The 21,909-nt window shown below is 67.6% G+C and carries 25 protein-coding genes, 1 tRNA gene and 1 other RNA gene; 16 read left to right on the top strand and 11 right to left on the bottom strand.

Annotated elements, in window-relative coordinates:
- Positions 1-65 precede the first annotated feature (65 nt).
- The 4 genes from BJY22_RS03825 (at position 66) to BJY22_RS03810 (ending at position 4,082) form a co-directional block, all read left to right on the top strand.
- A complete protein-coding gene (locus BJY22_RS03825) occupies positions 66-1,349 on the top strand; it encodes an extracellular solute-binding protein (protein WP_337758137.1) in 1,284 nt (427 codons plus the stop codon).
- A complete protein-coding gene (locus BJY22_RS03820) occupies positions 1,346-2,284 on the top strand; it encodes a carbohydrate ABC transporter permease (protein ID WP_167203775.1) in 939 nt (312 codons plus the stop codon). Before BJY22_RS03825 ends, BJY22_RS03820 begins: the two co-directional genes overlap by 4 nt.
- Positions 2,277-3,188, top strand: coding sequence for a carbohydrate ABC transporter permease (locus BJY22_RS03815; protein WP_167203774.1), 912 nt, complete (start codon positions 2,277-2,279; stop codon positions 3,186-3,188). The genes BJY22_RS03820 and BJY22_RS03815 overlap by 8 nt, the downstream gene beginning before the upstream one ends.
- Before the next feature lie 327 nt (positions 3,189-3,515).
- Positions 3,516-4,082: a hypothetical protein gene (locus tag BJY22_RS03810; RefSeq protein WP_167203773.1), complete on the top strand. Its 567-nt coding sequence runs from the start codon at positions 3,516-3,518 to the stop codon at positions 4,080-4,082.
- On the opposite strand, the gene BJY22_RS03805 is transcribed toward BJY22_RS03810, so the two are convergent.
- The gene (locus tag BJY22_RS03805; protein ID WP_337758136.1) at positions 4,075-4,611 is read right to left on the bottom strand and encodes a TetR/AcrR family transcriptional regulator; all 537 of its coding nucleotides are present in this window, start codon (positions 4,609-4,611) and stop codon (positions 4,075-4,077) included. The two genes, BJY22_RS03810 and BJY22_RS03805, sit on opposite strands and share 8 nt — an antisense overlap.
- Before the next feature lie 148 nt (positions 4,612-4,759).
- Here BJY22_RS03805 and BJY22_RS03800 point away from each other — a divergent pair, with 148 nt between their 5' ends.
- Positions 4,760-5,593 carry a nitroreductase/quinone reductase family protein gene (locus tag BJY22_RS03800; RefSeq protein ID WP_202891594.1) on the top strand — a complete coding sequence of 278 codons (834 nt, stop codon included), beginning with the start codon at positions 4,760-4,762 and terminating at the stop codon, positions 5,591-5,593.
- Here the strand turns inward: BJY22_RS03800 and BJY22_RS03795 are convergent.
- Genes BJY22_RS03795 through BJY22_RS03785 form a run of 3 tightly spaced genes read right to left on the bottom strand, consistent with a single transcriptional unit; the run spans position 5,588 to position 9,396 of the window.
- Positions 5,588-6,343 (bottom strand): class I SAM-dependent methyltransferase, encoded by a 756-nt coding sequence (locus BJY22_RS03795; RefSeq protein ID WP_167203771.1) that lies wholly within the window; start codon positions 6,341-6,343, stop codon positions 5,588-5,590. The genes BJY22_RS03800 and BJY22_RS03795 overlap by 6 nt on opposite strands.
- 39 nt (positions 6,344-6,382) lie before the next feature.
- Positions 6,383-8,698: an FtsX-like permease family protein gene (locus BJY22_RS42835; RefSeq protein WP_167203770.1), complete on the bottom strand. Its 2,316-nt coding sequence runs from the start codon at positions 8,696-8,698 to the stop codon at positions 6,383-6,385.
- Positions 8,695-9,396, bottom strand: coding sequence for an ABC transporter ATP-binding protein (locus BJY22_RS03785; protein WP_167203769.1), 702 nt, complete (start codon positions 9,394-9,396; stop codon positions 8,695-8,697). Before BJY22_RS03785 ends, BJY22_RS42835 begins: the two co-directional genes overlap by 4 nt.
- A gap of 142 nt (positions 9,397-9,538) precedes the next feature.
- Between BJY22_RS03785 and BJY22_RS03780 the strand changes: the two genes are divergently transcribed.
- The 5 genes from BJY22_RS03780 (at position 9,539) to BJY22_RS03760 (ending at position 13,440) form a co-directional block, all read left to right on the top strand.
- The gene (locus tag BJY22_RS03780) at positions 9,539-10,324 is read left to right on the top strand and encodes a sensor histidine kinase (protein WP_167217843.1); all 786 of its coding nucleotides are present in this window, start codon (positions 9,539-9,541) and stop codon (positions 10,322-10,324) included.
- On the top strand, positions 10,321-10,980 hold the full coding sequence (locus tag BJY22_RS03775) for a response regulator (protein ID WP_167203768.1): 660 nt from the start codon (positions 10,321-10,323) through the stop codon (positions 10,978-10,980). The genes BJY22_RS03780 and BJY22_RS03775 overlap by 4 nt, the downstream gene beginning before the upstream one ends.
- 67 nt (positions 10,981-11,047) lie before the next feature.
- Positions 11,048-11,914 (top strand): class I SAM-dependent methyltransferase, encoded by an 867-nt coding sequence (locus tag BJY22_RS03770; protein ID WP_167203767.1) that lies wholly within the window; start codon positions 11,048-11,050, stop codon positions 11,912-11,914.
- 8 nt (positions 11,915-11,922) lie between these two features.
- Complete coding sequence (locus tag BJY22_RS03765) at positions 11,923-12,783, top strand: phosphotransferase (protein ID WP_202890980.1); 861 nt, start codon at positions 11,923-11,925, stop codon at positions 12,781-12,783.
- 78 nt (positions 12,784-12,861) lie between these two features.
- On the top strand, positions 12,862-13,440 hold the full coding sequence (locus BJY22_RS03760; protein WP_167203766.1) for a hypothetical protein: 579 nt from the start codon (positions 12,862-12,864) through the stop codon (positions 13,438-13,440).
- Positions 13,441-13,576: 136 nt separating this feature from the next.
- Here BJY22_RS03760 and BJY22_RS03755 read toward each other — a convergent pair.
- Positions 13,577-13,664: transfer RNA gene (locus BJY22_RS03755), tRNA-Ser, on the bottom strand.
- 95 nt (positions 13,665-13,759) lie between these two features.
- Between BJY22_RS03755 and BJY22_RS03750 the strand changes: the two genes are divergently transcribed.
- From BJY22_RS03750 to BJY22_RS03740, 3 genes are all read left to right on the top strand, one after another.
- Entirely contained in the window at positions 13,760-14,266 is a 507-nt protein-coding gene (locus BJY22_RS03750; protein WP_167203765.1) for a sigma-70 family RNA polymerase sigma factor, read from the top strand.
- Positions 14,263-14,670 carry a hypothetical protein gene (locus tag BJY22_RS03745; protein WP_167203764.1) on the top strand — a complete coding sequence of 136 codons (408 nt, stop codon included), beginning with the start codon at positions 14,263-14,265 and terminating at the stop codon, positions 14,668-14,670. Before BJY22_RS03750 ends, BJY22_RS03745 begins: the two co-directional genes overlap by 4 nt.
- A gap of 120 nt (positions 14,671-14,790) precedes the next feature.
- Complete coding sequence (locus BJY22_RS03740) at positions 14,791-15,294, top strand: GNAT family N-acetyltransferase (protein WP_167203763.1); 504 nt, start codon at positions 14,791-14,793, stop codon at positions 15,292-15,294.
- Here the strand turns inward: BJY22_RS03740 and BJY22_RS03735 are convergent.
- Together BJY22_RS03735 and BJY22_RS03730 are read right to left on the bottom strand one after the other, a co-directional pair.
- Entirely contained in the window at positions 15,283-16,098 is an 816-nt protein-coding gene (locus BJY22_RS03735) for a TIGR03620 family F420-dependent LLM class oxidoreductase (RefSeq protein WP_167203762.1), read from the bottom strand. The two genes, BJY22_RS03740 and BJY22_RS03735, sit on opposite strands and share 12 nt — an antisense overlap.
- A 45-nt stretch (positions 16,099-16,143) precedes the next feature.
- Positions 16,144-16,479, bottom strand: coding sequence for a DUF3140 domain-containing protein (locus BJY22_RS03730; RefSeq protein WP_167203761.1), 336 nt, complete (start codon positions 16,477-16,479; stop codon positions 16,144-16,146).
- A 90-nt stretch (positions 16,480-16,569) separates the two neighbouring features.
- Between BJY22_RS03730 and ffs the strand changes: the two genes are divergently transcribed.
- Positions 16,570-16,666: signal recognition particle sRNA small type (ffs, locus tag BJY22_RS03725), an RNA gene on the top strand.
- A 24-nt stretch (positions 16,667-16,690) separates the two neighbouring features.
- Positions 16,691-17,509 (top strand): ammonia-dependent NAD(+) synthetase, encoded by an 819-nt coding sequence (gene nadE, locus BJY22_RS03720; protein ID WP_202890979.1) that lies wholly within the window; start codon positions 16,691-16,693, stop codon positions 17,507-17,509.
- On the opposite strand, the gene BJY22_RS03715 is transcribed toward nadE, so the two are convergent.
- The 3 genes from BJY22_RS03715 to BJY22_RS03705 are packed head-to-tail and all read right to left on the bottom strand — an operon-like array spanning position 17,502 to position 19,262.
- The gene (locus tag BJY22_RS03715; RefSeq protein ID WP_167203760.1) at positions 17,502-18,353 is read right to left on the bottom strand and encodes an alpha/beta fold hydrolase; all 852 of its coding nucleotides are present in this window, start codon (positions 18,351-18,353) and stop codon (positions 17,502-17,504) included. The genes nadE and BJY22_RS03715 overlap by 8 nt on opposite strands.
- Positions 18,354-18,378: 25 nt before the next feature.
- Positions 18,379-18,783 carry an SRPBCC family protein gene (locus tag BJY22_RS03710; protein WP_167203759.1) on the bottom strand — a complete coding sequence of 135 codons (405 nt, stop codon included), beginning with the start codon at positions 18,781-18,783 and terminating at the stop codon, positions 18,379-18,381.
- Between the two features lie 2 nt (positions 18,784-18,785).
- The gene (locus BJY22_RS03705) at positions 18,786-19,262 is read right to left on the bottom strand and encodes a MarR family winged helix-turn-helix transcriptional regulator (protein WP_167203758.1); all 477 of its coding nucleotides are present in this window, start codon (positions 19,260-19,262) and stop codon (positions 18,786-18,788) included.
- Positions 19,263-19,415: 153 nt separating this feature from the next.
- Between BJY22_RS03705 and BJY22_RS03700 the strand changes: the two genes are divergently transcribed.
- Positions 19,416-21,041, top strand: coding sequence for a long-chain fatty acid--CoA ligase (locus BJY22_RS03700; RefSeq protein ID WP_167203757.1), 1,626 nt, complete (start codon positions 19,416-19,418; stop codon positions 21,039-21,041).
- 18 nt (positions 21,042-21,059) lie between these two features.
- On the opposite strand, the gene BJY22_RS03695 is transcribed toward BJY22_RS03700, so the two are convergent.
- Positions 21,060-21,875 carry a nucleotidyltransferase domain-containing protein gene (locus tag BJY22_RS03695; RefSeq protein WP_167203756.1) on the bottom strand — a complete coding sequence of 272 codons (816 nt, stop codon included), beginning with the start codon at positions 21,873-21,875 and terminating at the stop codon, positions 21,060-21,062.
- Between the last annotated feature and the right edge of the window lie 34 nt (positions 21,876-21,909).

Below are 21,909 nucleotides of genomic sequence, written 5' to 3'. Positions count from 1 at the left end.
TACTTTCGCTGCACTTGGGTGGGGTCGTGAGCCCCGGCTGAAACAGTCAGCGAAGGAGTTGCCCTGTGAGACCGGTGAGACATCGTGTGGGACTGACCGTGCTGGCAGCCGCGCTCAGCGTGCTGGTCGGCAGTTGTGGCAACGGGGTGATCGAGGAGAGTACGGACGGCGTACCGCCGGCCGAGGCGACCGGTACCTTGCGGGTGCTGCTGCCGTCCTTCCCGCCCAGTACCAAGGGCCGGGAGGCGTTCCAGAAGGTCGTCGACGACTTCCACAAGACCTATCCGAAGATGAAGGTCGAACCGGACTTCGCGACGTACAAGAACCTCAACGAGAAGATGTCCACCTCGATCGCGGCCGGCATCCCGTACGACGTGATGGTCACCGGCGTCGGCTGGGTGCAGCCGTTCGCGTCGAAGCGGATCTTCGAGGACCTCGGCAAGTACGGCGTGACGCCGGACGTGATCAAGGAGAAGAGCACCGCGGCGCTGATCCCGGCGGCGTCGTACGACGGCAAGCTGTACGCGTACCCGCTGATCGCCGACGCCCGCGCCGTCGCGCTGCGCAAGAGCGCGTTCCGCGAGGCCGGGCTCGACCCGGACAAGCCGCCGGCCTCGCTGGCGGAGATCAAGACCGCCGCCGAGAAGCTCACCAAGCGGGACAAGGACGGCAACATCACCCGCAGCGGGTTCGATCTCGCGTCGGCGACCGGCTTCCGGCAGTCGTTCACGACGTTCCTGGCCTCCACCGGTACGCCGCTGTACGTCGGCGGCGAGCCGAACTTCGACAACGAGAAGGGCCTGGAGACGCTGCTCTGGATCAAGTCGATGATCAACAACGTCCAGCCGTACGGCCAGACGAACGCGGCGCAGCAGCCGCTGGTGCTCACCGGCGAGGCCGCGATGGGCATCGTGAACGGCGGCGTGGACTGCTCCGCCGACGGTATCGGCCAGAAGAACTGTGACGACCTGAAGTTCTTCCGGTTCAACAGCGGCAAGGAGATCGAGTACGTCGGCGGCGACCTGGCCTCGATCGGATCGCGCAGCCGGCACAAGGACGCGGCCTGGGCGTTCATCGAGACGTTGACGAAGCCAACGACCCTGGACGCGATCGCCAAGCTGAACAAGAAGGTCCCGGCCTACAAGGACGCCAGCAACTCGCCGCAGGCGAAGTCCAACCCGCTCAGTCAGTTCGTCGCCGACGGCCTGGTGTACGCGGTCAACGAGAACGAAGTGCCATCCAACTGGCTCGAGATGCGCGGCAACTTCGACATCCAGCTCACCCAGGCGGTCCTCGGACAGAAGGATCCCGCCAAGGTGCTGCACAACCTGGCAGGACAGTCACGATGAGCACAACTCTGGAACGTCCCGCGGTCGCCACGCCCCGCAAGGTGGCCCCGTCCAAGGACAGCCGGGCGCTGGTCCGCGGTCAGGCCCGGGCCGGCTGGGCCCTGCTCACGCCCGCGCTGCTGCACTCCGGCGTGTTCATCGTCATCCCGGTGATCGCCGTACTCGTCCTCAGCCTGACCGACTACAGCTTCGGCGACACCTGGGCGTGGGTCGGGTTCGGCAACTACGCCGACCTGTTCCGCGACGTCGACTTCCTGGCGTCGCTGTGGCACACCGTGCTGTACGCGATCGTGGTGATCCCGATCTCGATGGCGATCTCGCTCGCGGTCGCGATCGGGCTGAACCAGAAGATCCGCGGTCTGGGCTTCTTCCGTACGGCGTACTACATCCCGACCGTGACCGCGACGGTGGCGGTGGCGACGATCTGGCTGTGGATCTACAACCCGGGCTCCGGCCTGGCGAACGGGTTCCTGAGCCTGTTCGGCTTCGCCCCGAACCGCTGGCTCGCCGACCCCGCGACCGCGCTGCCGTCGCTGATGGTGGTCGGCATCTGGCAGGGGCTCGGCACGAAGATCATCATCTACCTGGCCGCGCTCCAAGGCGTCTCCCGGGACCTGATCGAGTCGGCCCAGCTGGACGGCGCGGGCCGCTGGCAGCGGTTCGCCAACGTCACCTGGCCGGCGATCGGCCCGGTCCAGTTCTTCGTCCTGATCACGTCGATCGTCGGCACGTTCCAGGTGTTCGACCTCGTGTACGTGATGACGCAGGGCGGACCGGGTTCGGAGACCCGGGTGCTGGTGATGGACATCTACCAGAACGCGTTCCAGGACCTGAAACTCGGCTACGCGTCCGCGGAGACGGTGATCATGATGATCGTGATCGCGGCCTTCATCGCCGTCGGACGCCTGCTCCAGAAGGCGGATGCCAATGACTAGCGCAACCCTGCCCGCCGCGACCGCCGCGACCGCCGCGAAGCCGTCGGTACTGCGGCCCGGCCGGATCCTGCTGTACGTCGTCCTCACCGTCGGCGCGATCCTGATGATCACGCCGTTCGTCTGGATGCTGCTGACCGCGTTCAAGAGCAATCTGGAGATCGCGAAGTTCAGCTGGCTGCCCTCGGAGCTGCGCTGGCGGAACTTCGTCGAGGCGATGCAGACCGCGCCGTTCCTGACGTACTTCCGGAACAGCCTGTTCATCGCGGTCGGCGAGACCCTGTTCACGCTGGCGGTCTGCACGACGGCCGGGTACGCGCTGGCGAAGCTGCCGTTGCGCGGCGGGAAGGCCCTGCTGAACTACTTCATCGTGCTGCTGCTCGTGCCGTTCCAGATCATCCTGGTGCCGTTGTTCCTGATCGTGAAGTCGATCCCGCTGTTCGGCGGCAACAACATCCTCGGCCAGGGCGGGATCGGCTGGCTGAACTCGTGGTGGGGCCTGATCATCCCGCTCGGCGCGGCACCGCTGTTCACGTTCCTGGCGCGGCAGTTCTACGTCTCGCTGCCGGACCAGCTGGCGCAGGCCGCCCGGGTGGACGGGCTCGGCGAGTTCGGCATCTTCTGGCGGATCATGACGCCGCTGATCAAGCCGGCGCTGATCACGATCGCGGTGTTCCAGATCGAGGCCGCCTGGAACGGATTCCTCTGGCCGCTGATGATCACCACGTCGGACGACATGCGGCCGCTGCAGCTCGGGCTGGCGATCTTCTCCCAGAACCCGGCGGAGATCCAGTGGCCGTACCTGATGGCCGGTACGGCGCTGGCGACGCTGCCGATGATCGTGCTGTTCGTGTTCGCCCAGAAGAGGTTCGTCGAAGGAATGGCGAACGTGGGCATCAAGGGCTGACGATCGGGGCCGAATCCTCGAACAGGTGCTCACCCCGCCCCGGGTGAGCACCTGCGAGGCCCCCTCCACATGCGGTGGTCCCGAAGAAACACCGGAGCTTCCCACTAGGTCCCCCCTGCTGGGTCGCTCACCCGTTTATCGGCGGTGTGTGGCCCTCGTTACAGCAATCGTGAGGTTATTTCGCGACGGCCTGACAGGATTTCCCGCGATCGGCCGGAAGTACGACGTATCGCGCGCAGGCGGCGACGGTGGGTGAGCAAATTCCACCGATACCCGTACACGCCGAGCCGGATGTCGTTCTCGGTTGATCGTCGCCAGACTTGGACGATGCCGATTCTCTTCGTAGACCTGGAAACCACGAGCGTCCGCGAACCGTGGTTGCCGGGTGGACGGCAGATCTGGCAGCTGGCGGTGATCCGGCGGGAGGACGACGGCCGGGAGACGCCGTACAACCGATTCATCACCGTGGAGGAGCTGGACCTCTCCGTCGCGACCGAGCAGGCGTTGGAGATCAGCCGGTTCCGTCGGCATCCGTCGCTCGCCGGTTCTGTGGACAACGTGTGCACCGGCCGTGAGGCCGCCGAGCTGATGGTCGAGCTGACCTCCGATCAGCCGTTGTGGATCGGCGCTGCGCCGTGGATGGACGCGGTTGACGTGCTGCACCTGATGCATGTCAACGGCCTCGTGCCGTCCGACGCGGCCGACGTACCGTGGGACTTCCGGCTCGTCTGCGTGATCAGCCAGTTGTTGGGGCGCACGAATCTGCCACCGACCGCGGACGTGGGGGAGATGGCTGCGCTTGTCGGGGTCGACCAGTCGGCGTATGCGATTCATGACGCGATGGCCGACGCGTTCTTCGTGCGGGATGTGTACGACGCTTTGCGGGCTACGTGAGATGTGCTCGGACGACGTACCGGAGGATGGGCTCGAGATCCGTCGTACCGAGGAGCTCCAGGGCGTTCGTCGCGCGGAGGGTGGCCAGGCCGTGGAGGTTTGTCCACAGGGCGGTGGCGCGGAGTTCGGCATCGGTCGGGTGGAGTTGGGCGACCAGGTCGACGAAGGTGGCGAACAGCGGGAGTGACGTCGCGCGCAGGTTGCCGCCGGCGCCGGCCAGGAGGTCGTGGCGGAAGATCAGGTCGAACATGCCGGGGCGCTCGGCCGCGAACCGCAGGTAGCGGTGCGCGGCCTCGACCAGCTGCTCCTCGGGCGATCCCTCGGACTTCGCTGTGAGGCGGTCGGCCAGGTCGGTCAGCCCGGTCGCGGCGATCGCGGCCAGCAGGGCGTTGTGCGTAGGGAAGTAGCGCCGCGGCGCGCCGTGCGAGACGCCGGTACGGCGGGCGATCGCGCGCAGGGTGAGCTCGGCGAGGCCGTCCTCCTCGAGGAGTTCGACCCCGGCCTGGACGAGGCGATCGGGCAGCGACACGTAGACATTGTCTCCTGTGTGAGTTGACCTGTCGGCGCGGGTACGATCGCCGACGTGACTGCCGGGTCGGCTTCTAGCCATTCACGAGTTGGGTCCCCGGCTGCGTTCTGAGCGCCGCGCGGGCCCCGCCGCCCGCTTCTCTCACCGTCTGCATTCCTTTCACGAGACCAGAGAGAAGCGAATCCTGAACGATTTCACCGCACAACTCATCGACGAGTTCACGGCGAACGCCGGCCACGTCGGCGGGGCTTTCGAGAACTCACGGTTGTTGCTCCTGACAACCACCGGCGCGCGGACCGGGCAACCGCGCACGGCGATCCTCGGCTACTACCCGGACGGCGACCGCGTGCTGGTCGTCGGCTCGGCCGGCGGTTCGCCGAAGCATCCCGCCTGGTACCACAACCTGCTCGCGAACCCTGAGGTCAACGTCGACCTGGGCCTGTTCAGCTATCCGGCGAAGGCCGTCGTACTGCGGGGCGCCGAGCGCGACGAGGTGTTCGCGCGACTCGTCGAGGCCGACCCCGGGTGGGGGGACTACCAGCAGCGCACCACTCGGGCCCTCCCGGTCGTCGCATTGGTCCAGCAACCAGGGCCACCGCCCGGCGCGGAGCGTGGCTTCGCCGAGGCCTTGAAGACCATCCACGCGGCGTTCCGTCGCGAGCTGTCGTTGATTCGGCACGAGGTGGCGACGTCGGGCACCCTGGGCGCCCAGCTCCGCATCAACTGCCTGACGGTCTGCCAGGGCCTCCACTACCACCACACCGGCGAGTCAACCGGCCTCTTCCCGGCGCTGCTCGCACAGCACCCCGAGCTGGCCGACGTGATCGCAGTACTGCAGGCAGAGCACGACCAGATCGCAGTACTGCTCGCTGAACTGGAGAAGCTCGTCAGTACTGACCTACTCGACCAGGTGGACGAGCTGATCGCTCAGCTCAACGCCCACCTGGACCGCGAGGAGGAGGCGCTCCTGCCTTATCTATAGGGGCCTCTGCGCCAGTAGCGCGTAGGAGTTCGGGAGTCGGCCGGACCATGCTGCCGCGCTGGTGTCGTCCTGCGGGCGCCAGAACGGTTCTGGGTACTCCTCCAGGACCTGTAGCTGGAGGCCGGCGTTGCTGATCGCGGTGACGACCTGGCCGAGCGTCCACTGCCACTCCTGCGCGCCGTTGGCGGGGAACGTGTCGTTGATGTGTGACTTGGCGAAGTAGCTGCGGTCCGGGCGGATACGTGGTTCGTCCTGGTCCCAGCTCCACAGCGGTACGGCCGGGTGGGACTCGTACACGAACAGGTGCCCACCCGGTCGCACCACCCGTGCCACATCCTGCGCCCACGCGTCGATGTCGCGCATCCAGATCAGTGCGCCCTTGCCGGTGTACACGAGGTCCGCTGACGCGTCCCGGACCGGTACGCCGGGCACTTCCGCCACGACGTACCGGCAATCCACATCCAGCTCGCGAGCCCGTCTCTGTGCTGCACCAGCCGCCACTGAGCTGTAGTCCACGCTCACGACGCGGCGAGCACCTGCCTTCACCAGGGCGACGTCATCCAGCCCGTGCCCGCTCTGGAAGTGCACTACTAACGGCTGCTTCGCCAGCACAGGCGCCAGCAGTTCCTTCTCCCGCGGGAACAGGACCCCGTCACCCTGAGCCTCCTCGAGCAACTCGTCGTACTCCCGCACGTGCTTCGTTGAAGCCTGTTCCCACACCGCCCGATTACCCGCCACCACCTGGTCCATACGCACAGTCAGCCCGATCAGGTCCCGCTGGGCAACCGCTTATTCGTTGTGCAGGACCTGGGCGATGGTGGCTCGGGCGGCGTTGCGCGCGGGGAAGTAAGCCCCGGCGGCGGCGATCAGCATGCCGGCCGCGACCAGAAGTGCGAGGAGCGAGGCGGGGTAGACGTCGAGCATGAAGTCAGGGAACTCCACCTGGGCACCGTTGGCCATCGCTGGGACGACCACGCGGTGGGCGACGATGCCCAAGGGGATGCCCAGGAGGCCGCCGATCGCGCCGAGGGCGGTCATCGACGTCACGACCATCACGGTCACCTGTGCTGGGGTCATGCCAATCGACTTGAGCATTCCCAGGTCGCGTCGCCGTTCGCGGGTGTTCAGTACGACGGTGTTGAACACACCGAGTGCTGCGACGGTTCCCAGCATCAGCGTCAGCAGTACTACGGTCGCGAGCACGACGGCCACGAAGGTGCCGGGGTCCTGGCCCGGAACCTCCTCCAGCCCGGAGTCCTTCGCCTTCACTGCCTGCATGACCGCGTTCAGGTCCGTCCCGGGCTTTACGTTGACCTCGTAGAGGTTCGCCCGCAGCGCAGGTGCTATCTGCGCCAGCGTCGCCCAGTTGGACAGCACCTCGTCACCGGAGTTGTACATCGCCTTCCCGACGATCTGCGCCCGTACGGTCTTGCCCTGCGACTGCAGTGTGATCGTGTCACCGACGGCCAGGCCACGCTGCCGCAGGAAGCGCTCCGACACGACCACCTGCCCCGGACCGTCGAACCACCGGCCGGCCAGCATCCGGTAACCGAGCTGCTCGTAGTCGCCTCGGTAGAACGACACGCGGAGGTCCGTCTGCGTTCCGGCGAGCCGCATCGTCAGGTTCGCGCTTGCTGCCACGGAGGTGACACCAGGTGCGGAACGCAGTACCGCCTCGTCCTCAGCATCGGTCAGCTTCGCGCCCGGAGGTCCTCCCGGCTCTCTCGCCTCGGCTCCGTTCGGTCCCGCGAAGATCGTCAGGTCGACTGCATCGCTCCGGCTCGCAGCGGTCTGGTACGTCGTCAACGACTTCCCCAATCCGACCGCCAACGTCACGCTGGTGACGCCGAGCACCACAGCCGCCAGCGTCAACGCCGTACGCCCGGGACGAGCAAAAGGCAGTCCCAGTCCCAGACTGATCGGCCGTGGCAGCCGGGTCCCGCTGAGCCAGCGCTGTGCCCGGAGCCCTCGTCCGGCTCGCGGTGCGCTTCCCGCACTGATCGCCTGCGCCGCGGACAGACCGCGGGCCCGCAACGCCGGTACCAACGCCGACAGAGCAACAAGGGCAGGTACGCCGAGGAGCGCGGCCACGTCGACCCAGATCGGGGCACCTATACCGCCGGCGCCGTAGTTCTCGAAAGCCCTTGTCAGCAAGGAGGTGGCGAGCACGTTGCCCAGGACAACACCACCAGCACACCCGATGACAGCCGGGATCGACACCATTCCGAGGTACACCGTCATGACCTGCGTCGGTGTGAACCCCAGGGCCTTCAGTACTCCGATGTGCTTGAACCCTGCAACCACGGCGCCGCTGACGACGTTTGCCACGATCAGTACGGCGACTGCGAGCCCAAGCCATCCGAACATCATCAGGAACGGTACGAACGTGTTCGGCTCGCCGGCGACCAGTGCGCGCAGCGCGAGGTAGGACTGCGTGCCGATCAAGGCGTTGCCCTGCAGCCCAGCAGTGACGGCCTGCTGCCCGGCTGTCACCTCTGCATTGGTGGCAGCGTGGGTGAAGCGGTAGAGCATCTGCGTCGAGGTCGGGTGCAGCGCGTTCATCTGCTCCGGCGTCACCCAGGCATCCGCCGACTGACTCACGCTGTAGGCGAACCCGACGACTGTGAACGTCTGCCCGCCGGCCGTGACTGTTTCGTTCAGTTGTAGCGTTCCGCGACCGCTGCTGTCGGTCGGATTCCTGTTGAGGACGATCTCGCCCGCCTTGTTCGCCCAGCGGCCCTTCCACACGTTGAGCCGGTCCACGGCGCCCCCTGGATCAGCGCGCCCCACCGTTACCAGCGACTCCGCCATCGGTGACCCGCTGAGTTCCAGCGTCGTCTGGGCGAACGGACCGCCAACAGCCGCCGCACTCCGCGCTGCCGCGGTCAGCTGCGCGTCGCTGACCTTCGTCCGGTCGTACGACGCGGTCAATTGCGCACCGCTCTGCTTTGCGTAGGCGCGATCGAACGGGCCGCTGGACGCCGCCAGCAGGCCCAGTGCGACCACGATCATCGAGGTGGACAGCAGTACGACCACGGCGATCACCACGGTCTGCACGCGTCGCCGTCGTACCGCGGCTCGCGCCACGGGCCAGACGGCGCTCACGGCGTACGCTCCAGACTGCGTTCGCCGGCGATCTGTCCGTCGACGAAGTCGATGACGCGGCCGGCGCAGCGTGTCGCGAGCTGCTGGTCGTGTGTCACCAGCAGGAGCGTCTGACCGATCTGGTTGAGGTCGAGCAGCAGGTCCATCACCTGTTCGCCCGCTCTCGTGTCGAGCGCGCCGGTCGGTTCGTCAGCCAGGAGAATCGCCGGACGGTTCATCAGTGCGCGGGCGACTGCGACGCGTTGACGTTCACCACCGCTCAGCTGGGCCGGGTACGTGTTGCGGCGGCCTGCGATGCCCAGCTCCTCGAAGAGCTCGAGTGCGCGCTTCCGTGCGTGCGGGGCCGACGTACCGGTGAGCTGTGCGGCCAAGGCGACGTTGTCGAGCGCGGACAGGTCGTCCAGCAGGTTGAAGAACTGAAAGATCATCCCGATCCGCCGGCGGCGGAACAGGGCCAGCCCCTTCTCGTCCAGCGTGCCCAGGTCGTCGCCGTGCACCACGATGGATCCCGATGTCGGCCGGTCCAGTCCGGCGACCATGCTGAGCAGTGTCGACTTGCCGCTACCGGACGGTCCCATGACGGCGACCGCCTCACCGGCCTGGATCTCCAGCGATACTCCGTCGAGTGCGACTGATTCGCCGTACTCCTTGTGTACTGCGGTGAGCTGTACGACCGCCTGTCCGTTGTCGTCCGTCATGCTGCTCACGCTAGGGCCGCTGGGCAGCTCCTGACGTCACCCTGCCGGCGTAATGTCCGCGGCCCGTCATCCTGGAGATGTACGGCGCTGCGCCTCGCGGGTGATGCGCATTCTGGAACGCGTTTGGGACAGTGGATCCGTGATGTGGTTCCTTGTCGCGCTCCTGGGCGTGCTCGCTGCTCTGCTCGCGTTCGCCTACGTGCGGGCGCGGCGTGCCCACACCCGGGCGCTGGAGGAACGCGGGTGGTTGCTGGAACGCGAACGGGCAACAGCCGCCCAGAGCGCAGTCGACGCCGAGCGAGCCCGCATAGCTCACGATCTGCACGACATCGTGAGCCACAACGTCAGTGTCATGGTCATTCAGACCGGTGCGGCTCGGCAGGTGCTGGCAACTGAGCCGGAGCAGGCTGAGGCGGCGCTGCTCGCAGTAGAGGCCGCAGGTCGCGACACCATGGCTGAGCTGCGTCATCTGCTCGGCCTGCTCGCACCGAAGGCTTCAGGTGAGGACGACGACGCCCTGTCGCCGCAGCCGAGTCTGACTCGCCTGACGGAGCTGATCGACCGCATCGCGTTTGCTGGTCTACCTGTCGAAGTACGGATCTCTGGGGACCCCTGTCCGCTCCCGGCCGGCGTCGACGCCACGGCGTACCGCATCATCCAGGAGGCCCTCACGAATGCTCTGAAACACGGCGACGGCGTGAAGGCGGAGGTGGCAGTCCGCTACAGCTCTCACGCGCTGCGGGTCGAAGTACTCAACACAGGCCCGAGCGTCCTGACCGGCGGCCGCCCGCCCGCACCGGACGGGGACGGTCGCGGTCTGCTCGGTCTGAAACAACGAGTCGCTGTGTACGGCGGCCAGCTCGACGCACGCCGACGCATCGGTGGCGGCTTCCGCGTCCGCGCCAAGCTGCCCCTGGAACGCCCGTGACGACCCGGGTCGTGATCGCGGACGACCAGGCACTGGTGCGCACCGGATTCCACATGATCCTCACGGCGCGCGGCATCGACGTCGTCGGCGAGGCCGCAGACGGCGCCGAGGCAGTGGACGCCGTACGACGACTGCAGCCGGACGTTGTGCTGATGGACATCCGCATGCCGACGATGGACGGTCTGGAAGCCACCCGCCGCATCCTGTCCACTCCGACCGAGTGCCGCGTCCTCATCCTCACGACCTTCGACCTGGACCGGTACGTGTACGCCGCCCTGGCCGCAGGCGCCAGCGGCTTCCTCCTGAAGGACGTGACCCCCGAACACCTGGCCGCGGCCGTCCGCCTCGTCACCACCGGCGACGCCCTCCTGGCACCCTCCATCACGCGCCGCCTCGTCGAACGCTTCGCAACCCCCGCAGCCGCCCAGCCCGCCCTCCACCGCGACCTGTCCGTCCTGACCCCGCGAGAACTGGAGGTCCTCACCTTGATGGGCCAGGGCCTGTCGAACGCCGAGATCGCCACCGCGCTCACCCTCAGCGAGGCCACCGTCAAGACACACGCCGCCCGGATCTTCGCCAAACTGACCCTCCGGGACCGCTCCCAAGCCGTCGTGCTCGCCTACGAGACCGGACTGGTGACCCCTGGAGATCGGTGAATCGTTGCCGATTGGCTTCTGAGTCAACTAGTGTCACGGACTCCTCTGACACTGAAATCAGGTCGCCATGCGTGACGAAGCAGTATGCATTCTGTGTGCGGCGCGCGGATCCCTCCGCCGACGCTTCGACAAGGACGGGTACGGCATCGCCGAGTGCCTGACCTGCGGGCTCGTACAGCTTCAGCCGACGCCGACTCCGGAAACGCTCCGTGCTCTCTACGAGACGGACTCCTACTTCGACGGCGTAGGCTCCGGCTACTCGGAGTACGAGAGCCAGGAGGAGGAGTACCTCGCGACCTTCCGTGAGGACGTCCGCCGGATCGCCGAGTTCGTCCCGTCCGGCAAGGTGCTGGAGGTGGGCTGCGGGTACGGCTACTTCCTGCAGTGCGCCCTAGAGGCCGGGTACGACGCCTACGGCATCGATCTCTCGCCGACGGCGATCAAGTGGGCGTCGGAGCGACTGCCGGACCGGGTCTTCTGCGGCTTGCTGGAGGAGGTTCCGCAGATCCAGAAGCAGCAGTACGACGTGATCTTCGGATCGCACCTCATCGAGCACCTCACCGAACCGGCCGCGTTCCTCGAGAGCGCCGCCCGCCTGCTCCGGCCGGGCGGTGTCATCGTCCTGGTGACACCCAACATCAGAAGCCTGCTGTCGCGGGCGTCCGGCCGGCGGTGGGTCTCGTACAAGATCCCCGAGCACGTCAGCTACTACGATCCGCGCACGATCACCGATCTCCTGGACCGCACAGGCTTCTCCGTCCGTGCCGTCGACAGCGCCTACCAGTACTACGCTCTCCCGTTCGTGGCCAAGCGCGTACGCGAACTCCTGCACCCCGTCTCGCGCCTGGTCCCACCCATAGAACGCCTTTCCGGCCTGCGCACTCGCCATATCCGTGTCACCAGCGGCTCGATGCGAGTGGTCGCCGTCCGCTAGATTCGGCTGTGAGGGAAAACAGCCAGCTGCTCGCCTGGGCCGCCGCCGCGATCGGCCGCCAGGTTCTCGACATCCATCCACTGCACGCCGACCAGGGCCCGTGGCGTCTCGTCGTCGCTCATCGGCCGGACCAGTACGTCTTGCGGGCGCCGACACCGCGCGTCGACGCGTCCATGATCGCTACCGGCGCCACCGCACTACAGGTGGCCGAACAGCACGGCCTGCCCGCACCGCGCCTGGTGGCCGCGGATCTTGCAGGCGAGCAGGCCGGCGTACCCGCGTCTCTGGAGACCCTCGTTCCCGGTACGACGACCTGGTCTGTCGGAACGCCCGCCAGCCTCCAGGCCGCCGGAGCCGCGCTGGCTCGGCTGCACGGTGTTTGCATGCGCCCGCAGGAGCACCTGCCGTTCCGCCCGCGCCCTATAGCCGTGGACGACTTCGCGACCGACCGGCGTACGGGCCGCATGCCGACCACACCCCTGCTCCAGGAGGCCGACCAGGTCGTCATTGCTCACGGGCTGCCGACTGAGGAGCCTGTCTACCTGCACGGCGACGTCTGGCCCGGCAACCTCGTCTGGAACAACGGCGGGGTCGCAGCACTCATCGACTGGAAGACCGCCGGAGTAGGTGCCTCCGGAGTCGACCTCTCCGAGCTCCGCAAACAGGTAGCCATCACGTTCGGCCCGGACGCCCCCGCCCACGTCCTCAGCGGCTGGCAACAAGCCACCGGACGCAGGGCCGAGCACGTCGCCTACTGGGACGCCGTAGCCGCGCTCAACACCCCAACCACCCTGACCGACTGGGGCACCACCAACGCCACCGCCCGCCGCAACGCCTTCCTCACCCAGGCCCTCGAACACCTCACCTGATGGACGAACTTCGAGCTGTCCGCACGAGTCTTCTCCAAGCCGCAGCAGGCCGACCAACCGGGTGGCTAGGCTGCGTCCGTGACGGCTGCACCGGATACCGGCGTCGGACTCAGGGCTGCGGAACGCCTGGCTCGGCTGGGAACAACCGAGATCCAGCCAGGTCTCAGCGAGACGGAGCTCGCTCGTGTCGAGCAGCGATTCGGGTTCGAGTTCGCCGACGACCATCGAGCGTTTCTCACTGCCGGCCTACCCGTCTGGACGACGGGCCACGACGACGATCCGGACAAGGCGAGCTGGGGCTGGCCTGACTGGCGGACCGCCGATTCGGACACTCTGCGCGCGCAAGTGGAATGGCCTACGGACTGCGTGATCCGCCATGTCACGAGCGGCGGCCGGCCCGCCGGCTGGGGCAAGCGTCCGGACACCCTGGAGTCAGCGGTAGCCAAGGCACAACGACGGCTGGCCGACGTACCCCGCCTGATCCCCGTCTACGCGCATCGCTACCTCCCCGCCGGCCGAGGCACAGCCGGCCGCCCCGTCATCTCCGTGCATCACCTGACCGACATGATGGTGTACGGCCTGGACCTCGAGGACTACCTCCTCCACGAATTCCACGGGCCGCAAACGCCAATCCCGTTCTGGCAGGACTACCTCTGACGATCAGTATCGAGACCCTCGTTGAGACCCCCGGAACATGAAGTGGGGCCGGACGCTCGGCGTCCGGCCCCTTTCTCGTTCTCGCCTCCAGGCTCGAACCGCGCTCTGACCTGCGGTTTCTTTGCTCCGGGGAGACTGGCGGAGGATACGAGATTCGAACTCGTGAGGGGTTGCCCCCAACACGCTTTCCAAGCGTGCGCCCTAGGCCTCTAGGCGAATCCTCCAAGGCGAGAGGATACCGACGGGGCGCGGGAATCCGAAATCGGGGGCGTGAACCCGGCGGGGTGATGGCGCGACTGTAGGGGTGAGGAGGTGGCGTGTGGACGGTGCGTGGGTGGCGGTGGTGGTGCGGGCTCAGGTGGGGGAGCGGGAGGCGGTTGCGGAGCTTGTTCGCGGGTGGCACGGCGCGGTCTGGGGGTACGTGCGGCAGATGCTCGGCCGCGACGACCTGGCTGATGACGTGTCGCAGGAGGTCTGGCTGGCCGTCGTACGTGGGCTACCCCGGCTGAAGGAGCCGGAGCGGTTCGCCGCTTGGTTGTTCACCATCGCTCGGCGCAGCGTGGTCAACCAGTTGCGGGGGCGGTACGCCGACCAACCGCGCACGGTGTCGTACGACGAACCTGACCTGGCCGACCACGTGGTCGATCGGGTCGACGTACGGCGGCTCGTCGGCAGCGTGCCTGTGCTGGAACGAGAGGTGCTCGTGCTGTTCCACCTGGAGGACCTGAGCCTGGAAGAGTGCGCCGAGGTACTTGCCGTGCCGGTAGGAACGGTCAAGTCCCGCCTGCACCGTGCGCGCCGACTGCTGCGGGAGGTGGCGGGATGATCTCAGCGGAAGAAACGATCGCCGGTCTGCAGGACACGCTCTCGCTGCGGCGCAGGATCCGCTCCGTGGTGCAGCTCTGTGGTGCCGGTGCAGTGGTCGCCCTGATCGGAACACTCTGGCTGACCGAGGACAGGTTGCCGGCCCGAGCACAGGTCGGTTTTGCGGTCGTCGTGCTCGCCGGGCTCGTTGTCATGGTCAGAGCGGCCTACGTACTCCGCAGCCGCGGCCGGCTGTTTGCCAGAGACAGGGTGGTCGCCAGCTGGATCGCCTCCGGCTTCGCAGTACTGCTGGCGCTCGGCCTGGCCCTCGCCGGACGAGGAGCGCTGGGCGTCCCCGTCGTACTCGCGGCCCTCCTAGCTGTGCTGTTCACCTATCAAGCGAAGAGACGACTGGAGCGACGATGAAACCGATCGGACCGTTGGCAATTGCACTCAAACGATTCGGGACCGGTCGAGCCGGCCTGGTCCTCGCGGCGGCGCTAATCGTGCTGCTGGTGGTGGGGCTGCTGATCTAGGGTCGACCGCATGGAACTGCGGCCGATCACCCCAGCAGACGTCGACGCTCTGCAGGAGCTGATCGAGTCGGACCCTGGGTACACGGAGCGGATCACCGGCTACCCGTCGGGTGCCTCGGATGCGCAGAGCCTGTTGATGATGCGGCCGGAGGAGCTGCCCGAGGATTCGAAGGTCGTGCTGGGGGCCTTCCAAGCAGACCGGCTCGTTGCCGTCGTCGACCTGCTCAAGGGCTTCCCGAACGACCACACCGCGTTCATCGGTCTCCTCGAGGTCCACGCGAGTCACCAGGGCCGCGGCTACGGCAGGGCGACGTACGAGCTAGTCCAGCAGTACGTCGAGAACACGTGGCCCGAGATCCGGACGATGCGGCTGGCTGTCGTGGACACCAACGCACAGGTCGCTGCTGGGTTCTGGCAGCGGCAGGGGTTCGAGCCAACGGGTGAGGCGCGCCCGTACCGGTACGACAAGCTGGAGTCGACCGCACGCCTCTACGAGAAGCAGCTAGCCGAGTAGTACTGGAGCCAGGGCCTGCCAGTGTTCGATCGGCTGCGGCCCAGTCACTCCGGTGATCACGTTGACTGCGACGTGATCAGCGCCGGCGGCCAGGTGTTCGGTCAGCTTGGCCTTGATGTCTGCCGGGCTGCCCCACGCGGCGAGTGAATCGACCATGTGGTCAGGCAGCTCGGACAGGTCGCTCTGACTGAACCCCTGCCGTTTCAGCGAGGCGGCGTACCCGGGGATCTGGGTGAAGAAGCTGATGGTGTCCCGCGCGATCGCACGGGCACGGTCCGCTCCAGTCTCCGGTACGACGAGGTGGCTGACGGCCAGGAGCTTGTCCGGCCCCAGGACCTTCCGCGCCTCGGCTGAGTACGCCGCCGTGGTCAGGAACGGATACGCACCGGCGGACCGCTCGCGGGCCAGCTCCAGCATCCGCGGACCGAGCGCGGCGAGCACCCGACGCTCCACGGGTACGTCGAGCTCGTCCAGGTACGCGTTGAGCGTGGCGAGCGGTTTGGCGCCGTGCGCCCCGCCCAGACCGACGGTGAACCGTCCCGGCGCAGTCGCCTCCAGGTCGGCGTACATCGTGCTCACGTCAGCCGCGCCGTACTTCACCACCGCCAGGATCCCGCTGACGAACTTGATCGACGTCGTCGCGCCCACCAGATCGGCGATGGTCTGCAGACCGGGCAGCGGTCCGCCGGACAACCAAATCACCGGATAGCCGAGCTCCTCGGCCGCGCGCGCCGCCGTGAGTGAATCCGCACTGCTGTCGAGCCCGGTCGTGATCCCGAAGGGGCCGAATTGATGATCCGTCACTTATCCAGCGTGACGGTCGGCGGCCGATCCCGCACCCTTGTTCGCTCAGAGCGAGCGCAACGGGTCGTGTCCCACCGACATCAAATTGTGCCGCCAGTGCGTATCCCCTGCCTTCGGCTCCGGGGTCTCGCCGCGCTGACTCCGGACTCGCCGTACGACGCGCTCCATCGCCGCGATGTCGTCGTCGGTCAGGTCGGACCGCCGCTTGCCGAGGATGTGCACCACGTGCTCGCCGAGCTCGTGCCCGGTGTCCTCCGGCGCCGGCTCCGTGACCTCACCGGCGGAATCGGTCCGCAGCCATTCCTCGAGCTCCCGGGAGGTCATGTTCACCAGCTGGTGAAATTCGTTCCACAGTTCGTCGCTGACTCGACTCTCGGCCATGAGTACCTCCTCTGTTCGGCGGTACCCACGGCGGTGAGCTGAAATCAGCAGCCGATTCCCGCTTGGCGAGGGGGATCACGTACACTTTCTGCTGGTTCCCCGCGTGGCGGTATCTCGCCCAATCCCCCCAGGGCCGGAAGGCAGCAAGGGTAAGTGAGCTCTTCCGGGTGCGCGGGGAATCCTCATGTCTCCCCCCGGTCTGAGGAGCCTGATGAACCCCGAGAGCCGTTACCTCCAGGAACTGATCATCGCCGAGCTCGGCGTGCCCGCCACGTTCGACGTGGACGGTGAGATCGAGGGGCGGGTGGAGTTCCTGGCCGAGCGGCTCCGGCGGACCCGTGCGACGGCGTACGTGCTCGGCATCAGCGGCGGAGTCGACTCCGCGACCGCGGGCCGACTCTGCCAGCTTGCGGTCGAGCGGGTGCGGTCGGAGGGCGGTCAGGCGACGTTCGTCGCAATGCGGCTGCCGTACGGTGTGCAGGCCGACGAGGCGGACGCGCAGCGCTCCCTCGAGTTCATCAAGCCCGACGAGACCTTGGTCGTCGACGTGAAGCCGGCAACGGACGCGATGGTCGAGTCGGTGCGGCACGCCGGGCTCGGTGACCGCGAGGACTTCCACGTCGGCAACATCAAGGCGCGCCAGCGGATGGTCGCGCAGTACGTGGTCGCCGGCGCCCGCGGCGGCCTGGTGGTCGGCACGGACCACGCGGCGGAGGCGGTGATGGGCTTCTTCACCAAGTACGGCGACGGCGCCTGCGACCTGACGCCGCTGTCCGGGCTCACCAAGCGGCGCGTCCGCGCGGTCGGCGAGCGCCTCGGCGCGTCACCCGACATCACCGGGAAGATCCCGACCGCGGACCTGGAGACGAACAACCCGGGCGTCCCGGACGAGGCCGTGCTGGGCGTCACGTACGACGAGATCGACGCCTTCCTCGAAGGACACGACGTCGACGAGAAGGCCGCGAGCACGATCATCGCCACGCACCGCCGTACCGCCCACAAGCGGGCCGTCCCGCTCGCCTTCAGCTGAGAACGAACTCGGTCGCCAGCCGGGTGAAGAGCTCCGGCTGCTCCGCGTGCACGAAATGGCCGGCGCCGGCCGCGTGGTAATAGGTGCCGCGCCGTACGTCGGAGCGGAACAGCCCGACCTCCTCCGGGCTCGTGACCGGGTCGAACTCGCCCTTGATCAGCAGCGCGGGCTGTTTGATCCGAGCGAAGTACGGCAGTAGTGGCTCGCCGAAGCTGTCCGACTTGGTGATCTCGTCGGAGAAACGGCCGGAGCGGGAGTGGTGCTCGTCGGAGAGCTCCGTGTCCGCGGGCAGTTGCAGATCCCGGGCGTCGGGCCCGAGGTAGATCTCCATGCGACGCGGCCCGAGCCGCCCGAGCAGTGCGATGCGCTCATCCCACATCGCCTTGGTCGCCGGGCCGGTGTGCGGTGGGACCTGGAGGTCGGGCAGGAGTCGCGTGGCCGCGCCGAGGATGGTGTCGGTGGCGAGCAGCATGTCCCAGCCCGGGTTCTCGAAGACGACTTTGGTCACCGACTCCGGGTGAGTCACCGCGTACCGGAGAGCGAGGCGGCCGCCGTACGAGTGACCGAGGATCGACCACTGCTCGATGCCGAGCTTCTCGCGCAGCGCCTCGAAGTCGGCGATCAGGTCGGGCTCACTGATCGGTCCGGTGAGCGGATCGGACTGCTGCACACCACGCTGGTCCACGGCTATCAACCGGAGGCTCTGGGAGAGCCGGTCGCCCTGGAAGGCCAGGAAGTCGTACGAGCCCGCGCCTGGGCCGCCGTGGATGAAGAGCAGTGGTGGCGCGTTCTCGGAGCCGCGCTGGTCGACGTACAACCTGGCGTCCCCCACCTCGATCAGCATGGCGCGACAGTAGTCCGGAGGTGGCTCAGGCAGTGTGGGCGAGCTGCAGCTGGCGCACACGGTTGGCGAGGCGGGCCAGGCGGATCGTGGCGATGTTCCGGTACGCCGGGCGCAGGACGTTGGCGAGCGGGCCGGACTGCTCGAACGTGTGCGTGACGCGGCTGTCCGCGCCGATCGTCCACGTGCCGACCTCGCGGAACCCGGGGACCTGCCAGACGATCTCGACGCGGTCCGCCTCGACCACGGTGTACTGCAGCTCACCGGTGAACCCCGGGCGGACGCGAAGCGCGTAGCGGGTGCCCGGATTCGTCTCGCGGGGGCCGTCGATGGCGAGGAACGCCTCGTTCCACTCCGGCAGTCCGAGCGCGTCGAGCAGCACCTGCCGGATCGCCGCCTGGCCGGCGTGAATGGTCTCAGTGGCCTTTTCCATGGCTAGTTCTCCTGATGGGCGAGTTCGGGACCCCGACGCCGGGCCAGCGCGGCCCCGGTCGGAAAGGCGTCGGCGAGCGAGCGCAGCGTGGTGATGGTCTCGTCGAGCGCCTGGCCGGCGAGACGGTCGTGCATGGTGCGATGCAGCCGGTTCTCCGCGGTGATGATGCGGCGGTGCAGGGCCCGGCCCTGGGGGGTCAGGCTGAGTGTCAGGTAACGCCGATCGACCTTGTCGATACCGCGTTTCACCAGTCCCTGCGCGACGAGTCGGTCGACGAGGCGGCTCGGGCTGTTGCCGGTCTCGCAGACGAGCAGCCCGCCGAGAGCGTTCAGCGTCATCGGTCCGTGGTCGCGCAGAACCCGCAGAACCTCTGCCTGGGAAGGCGTGATGCCCAGCGGGCGCAACTCGGCGGCGAGCAGCCGATTGCCCTCGCGCTGGATCGCCAGCACCAGGTAGCGAAATTCCTCGACAACCTTCATGACCGACATATTACACGACATGTATGTCGTGTCATCTGTTCGTGGCGACGTGTCGCGATTGCTGTTGCCTGGGGCTCCGGTTCCGGATGAGTTCCGGAGAAAGTCCGGTTGAGGTCATGGTCAAGGCGCCATCGCGACTGGCACAGTGTCTGCATGAAAGGTCTGATGCAGAGCTACCAGCTGTCGCTCGACACGATCTTCCGCCGGGCCGAGCAGTACTACCCGGACAAGACCGTCTACACCGGCGGCCCCGCGCCGATGAAGCTGACGTACGGCGAGTGGGCCGGGCGGACGAGACGCCTGGGCGGGGTACTCGACACGCTCGGGATCAGCCCCGACGGCCGCGTCGCGACCTTCGCGTGGAACTCGGGACGCCACCTCGAGCTGTACTTCGCCGCGCCCTGCACCGGTCGCGTGTTGCACACGCTCAACATCAGACTCTTCCCGGACCAGGTCGTGTACATCGCGAACCATGCCGAGGACGAGGTCGTGTTCGTCGACCGGTCGCTGCTGGGGCTGTTCCTGCCGCTGCTCGACCGGCTCTCGCAGCTTCGCCATGTCGTCGTGATGGACGACCTGCCACCGGGGGCTCCGAGTACGGAGCTCCCGGACGATCCGCGGTTCCACGACTACGAGGAGCTGCTCGCCGCGGCCGAGCCGGTCGAGTTCCACGTCGCGGACGAGAACCAGGCCGCCGCGATGTGCTACACGAGCGGTACGACGGGCAATCCGAAGGGTGTCGTCTACTCGCATCGGTCCACCTGGCTGCATTCGATCGGCGTCCTGACCAACGCCGGGATCGGGCTGGACGAGACGGACACCGTGATGCCGGTCGTGCCGATGTTCCACGCGAACGCGTGGGGCCTGGCGCACGCGGCGCCGATGGCCGGCGCGTCGCTGGTGTTCCCGGGGCCGGACATGAGCCCGCAGGGGATCCTCAAACTGCTCCAGGAGCAGGAGGTGACGCTGTCGGCCGGCGTGCCGACGATCTGGCAGGGGCTGTTGCCGCTGCTCGACGGTGTGGAGTTGCCGAAGCTACGGCGGATCCCGTGCGGCGGTTCGGCCGTACCGGAGGCGCTGTCGGAGGCGTTCCGGGAGAAGCTTGGTCGGCCGATTCTGCAGGCGTGGGGGATGACCGAGACGAGCCCGGTCGCGACCGCGGCCCACGTTCCGGCGCGGAGCAAGGACCTTCCCGAGGAGGAGCAGGCGCATCTGCGGGCCCGGGCCGGTCTGCCGCTGCCCGGGGTCGAGGTGCGGATCGTCGAGCCGGGTTCGATCACGCCGCTGCCGTGGGACGACGAGACCACCGGCGAGCTGCAGGTGCGCGGCGCGTGGATCGCGGCGGAGTACTACCGGCCGGACGACGGCGTGCAGTTGAACACCGAGGACGGCTGGATGAAGACGGGTGACGTCGCCGCGATCGATCAGTACGGGTCGGTGCGGATCGTCGACCGGACGAAGGACCTGGTGAAGTCCGGCGGCGAGTGGATCAGCTCGGTCGAGCTGGAGAACCTGTTGATGGCGCATCCCGCGGTGAAGGAGGCCGCGGTGATCGGTGTGCCGCATCCGAAGTGGGACGAGCGGCCGCTGGCCTGCGTCGTACTGCAGGAGGGGTCGAGTGCGACCGGGGAGGAGATCCTCGAGTACCTCCGGCCTCAGGTGGCGAAGTGGTGGCTCCCGGATGCGGTCGAGTTCATCGACGAGGTTCCGAAGACGTCGGTCGGGAAGTTCTCGAAGAAGGATCTCCGGACCAGGTTCGCGAACTATCACCTGCAGTGAGGTTGGTTGCCGCGGGCATCAGGCGAAGTCGGCGTGGAAGTGGTTACGGAGGTGGGACAGGGTCGCGTTGACGAACTCGGTCGGCCACGGGCTGGCGGTGAGTTCGGCGAGGGCGGTGCCGCGGGTGATGAACTCCCGGCAGATGTACCGATTGGCCGCGATGACGTCGGCCGGGTCGGTGCCGGCGGCGGGGATCGCCTCCAGTGCGGCGCGCTGCTCGTCGGAGAGCAGGGCGTTGAGGCGTTTGGCCCCGCTGGTCCGGCGTACGCCGCGTTCGGCGAGCATCAACGCGACGAGTTGGTCGCGGACGACACCGATGCCCTGGTTCGCGACGATCCGCTCGTCGCGTCCGAGGACGGTGACGAGGTTGCCGAGGAAGTAGAAGAAGAGGTTCACCGTGGTGGCCGGCCAGTACGGTTCGCCGGGACGGCCACCCGTCGGCGCGATATCGCCGTCCGGGAACAGCGTCCCGTCCCGGTCGAACAGCACGCGCACCCCGTCGTACTGGAACCGGTCGAACTGGGCGAGCGGGTGCACGATCAGATCCACGTGCAGCCAGTCCGGAGTGATCCCGAGTCCGCCGATCAGTCCCGGCAGCCGGTCCGCCAGGACGGTCGGTCCGGTCAACTCCCGCAGTACGTCGTCCCAGTGCTGCTCGAACCACTCCGCGCTGTCGTCCGTCACCACCAGATGTACGTCGACGTCGCTGAACCGGTCGGCCGTGCCTGCCCCGTAACTGCCGATCAGGTACACCGCGAGCACCCGTTCGTCACCGGGCAGGATCTTCTGCGCGCGGGTGATCACCGCCTGCTGTCGCTCGTCCCCAGAGGTCATCCGGCCAGCCTAGGCGCTGCCCGGTGCGGGCGGG

The organism is Kribbella shirazensis, from assembly GCF_011761605.1.
GTDB classification, from domain to species: Bacteria; Actinomycetota; Actinomycetes; order Propionibacteriales; family Kribbellaceae; genus Kribbella; species Kribbella shirazensis.
The sequence above is the reverse complement of the archived record's forward strand: the minus strand, read 5'-3'. Positions and strand labels throughout refer to the sequence as shown.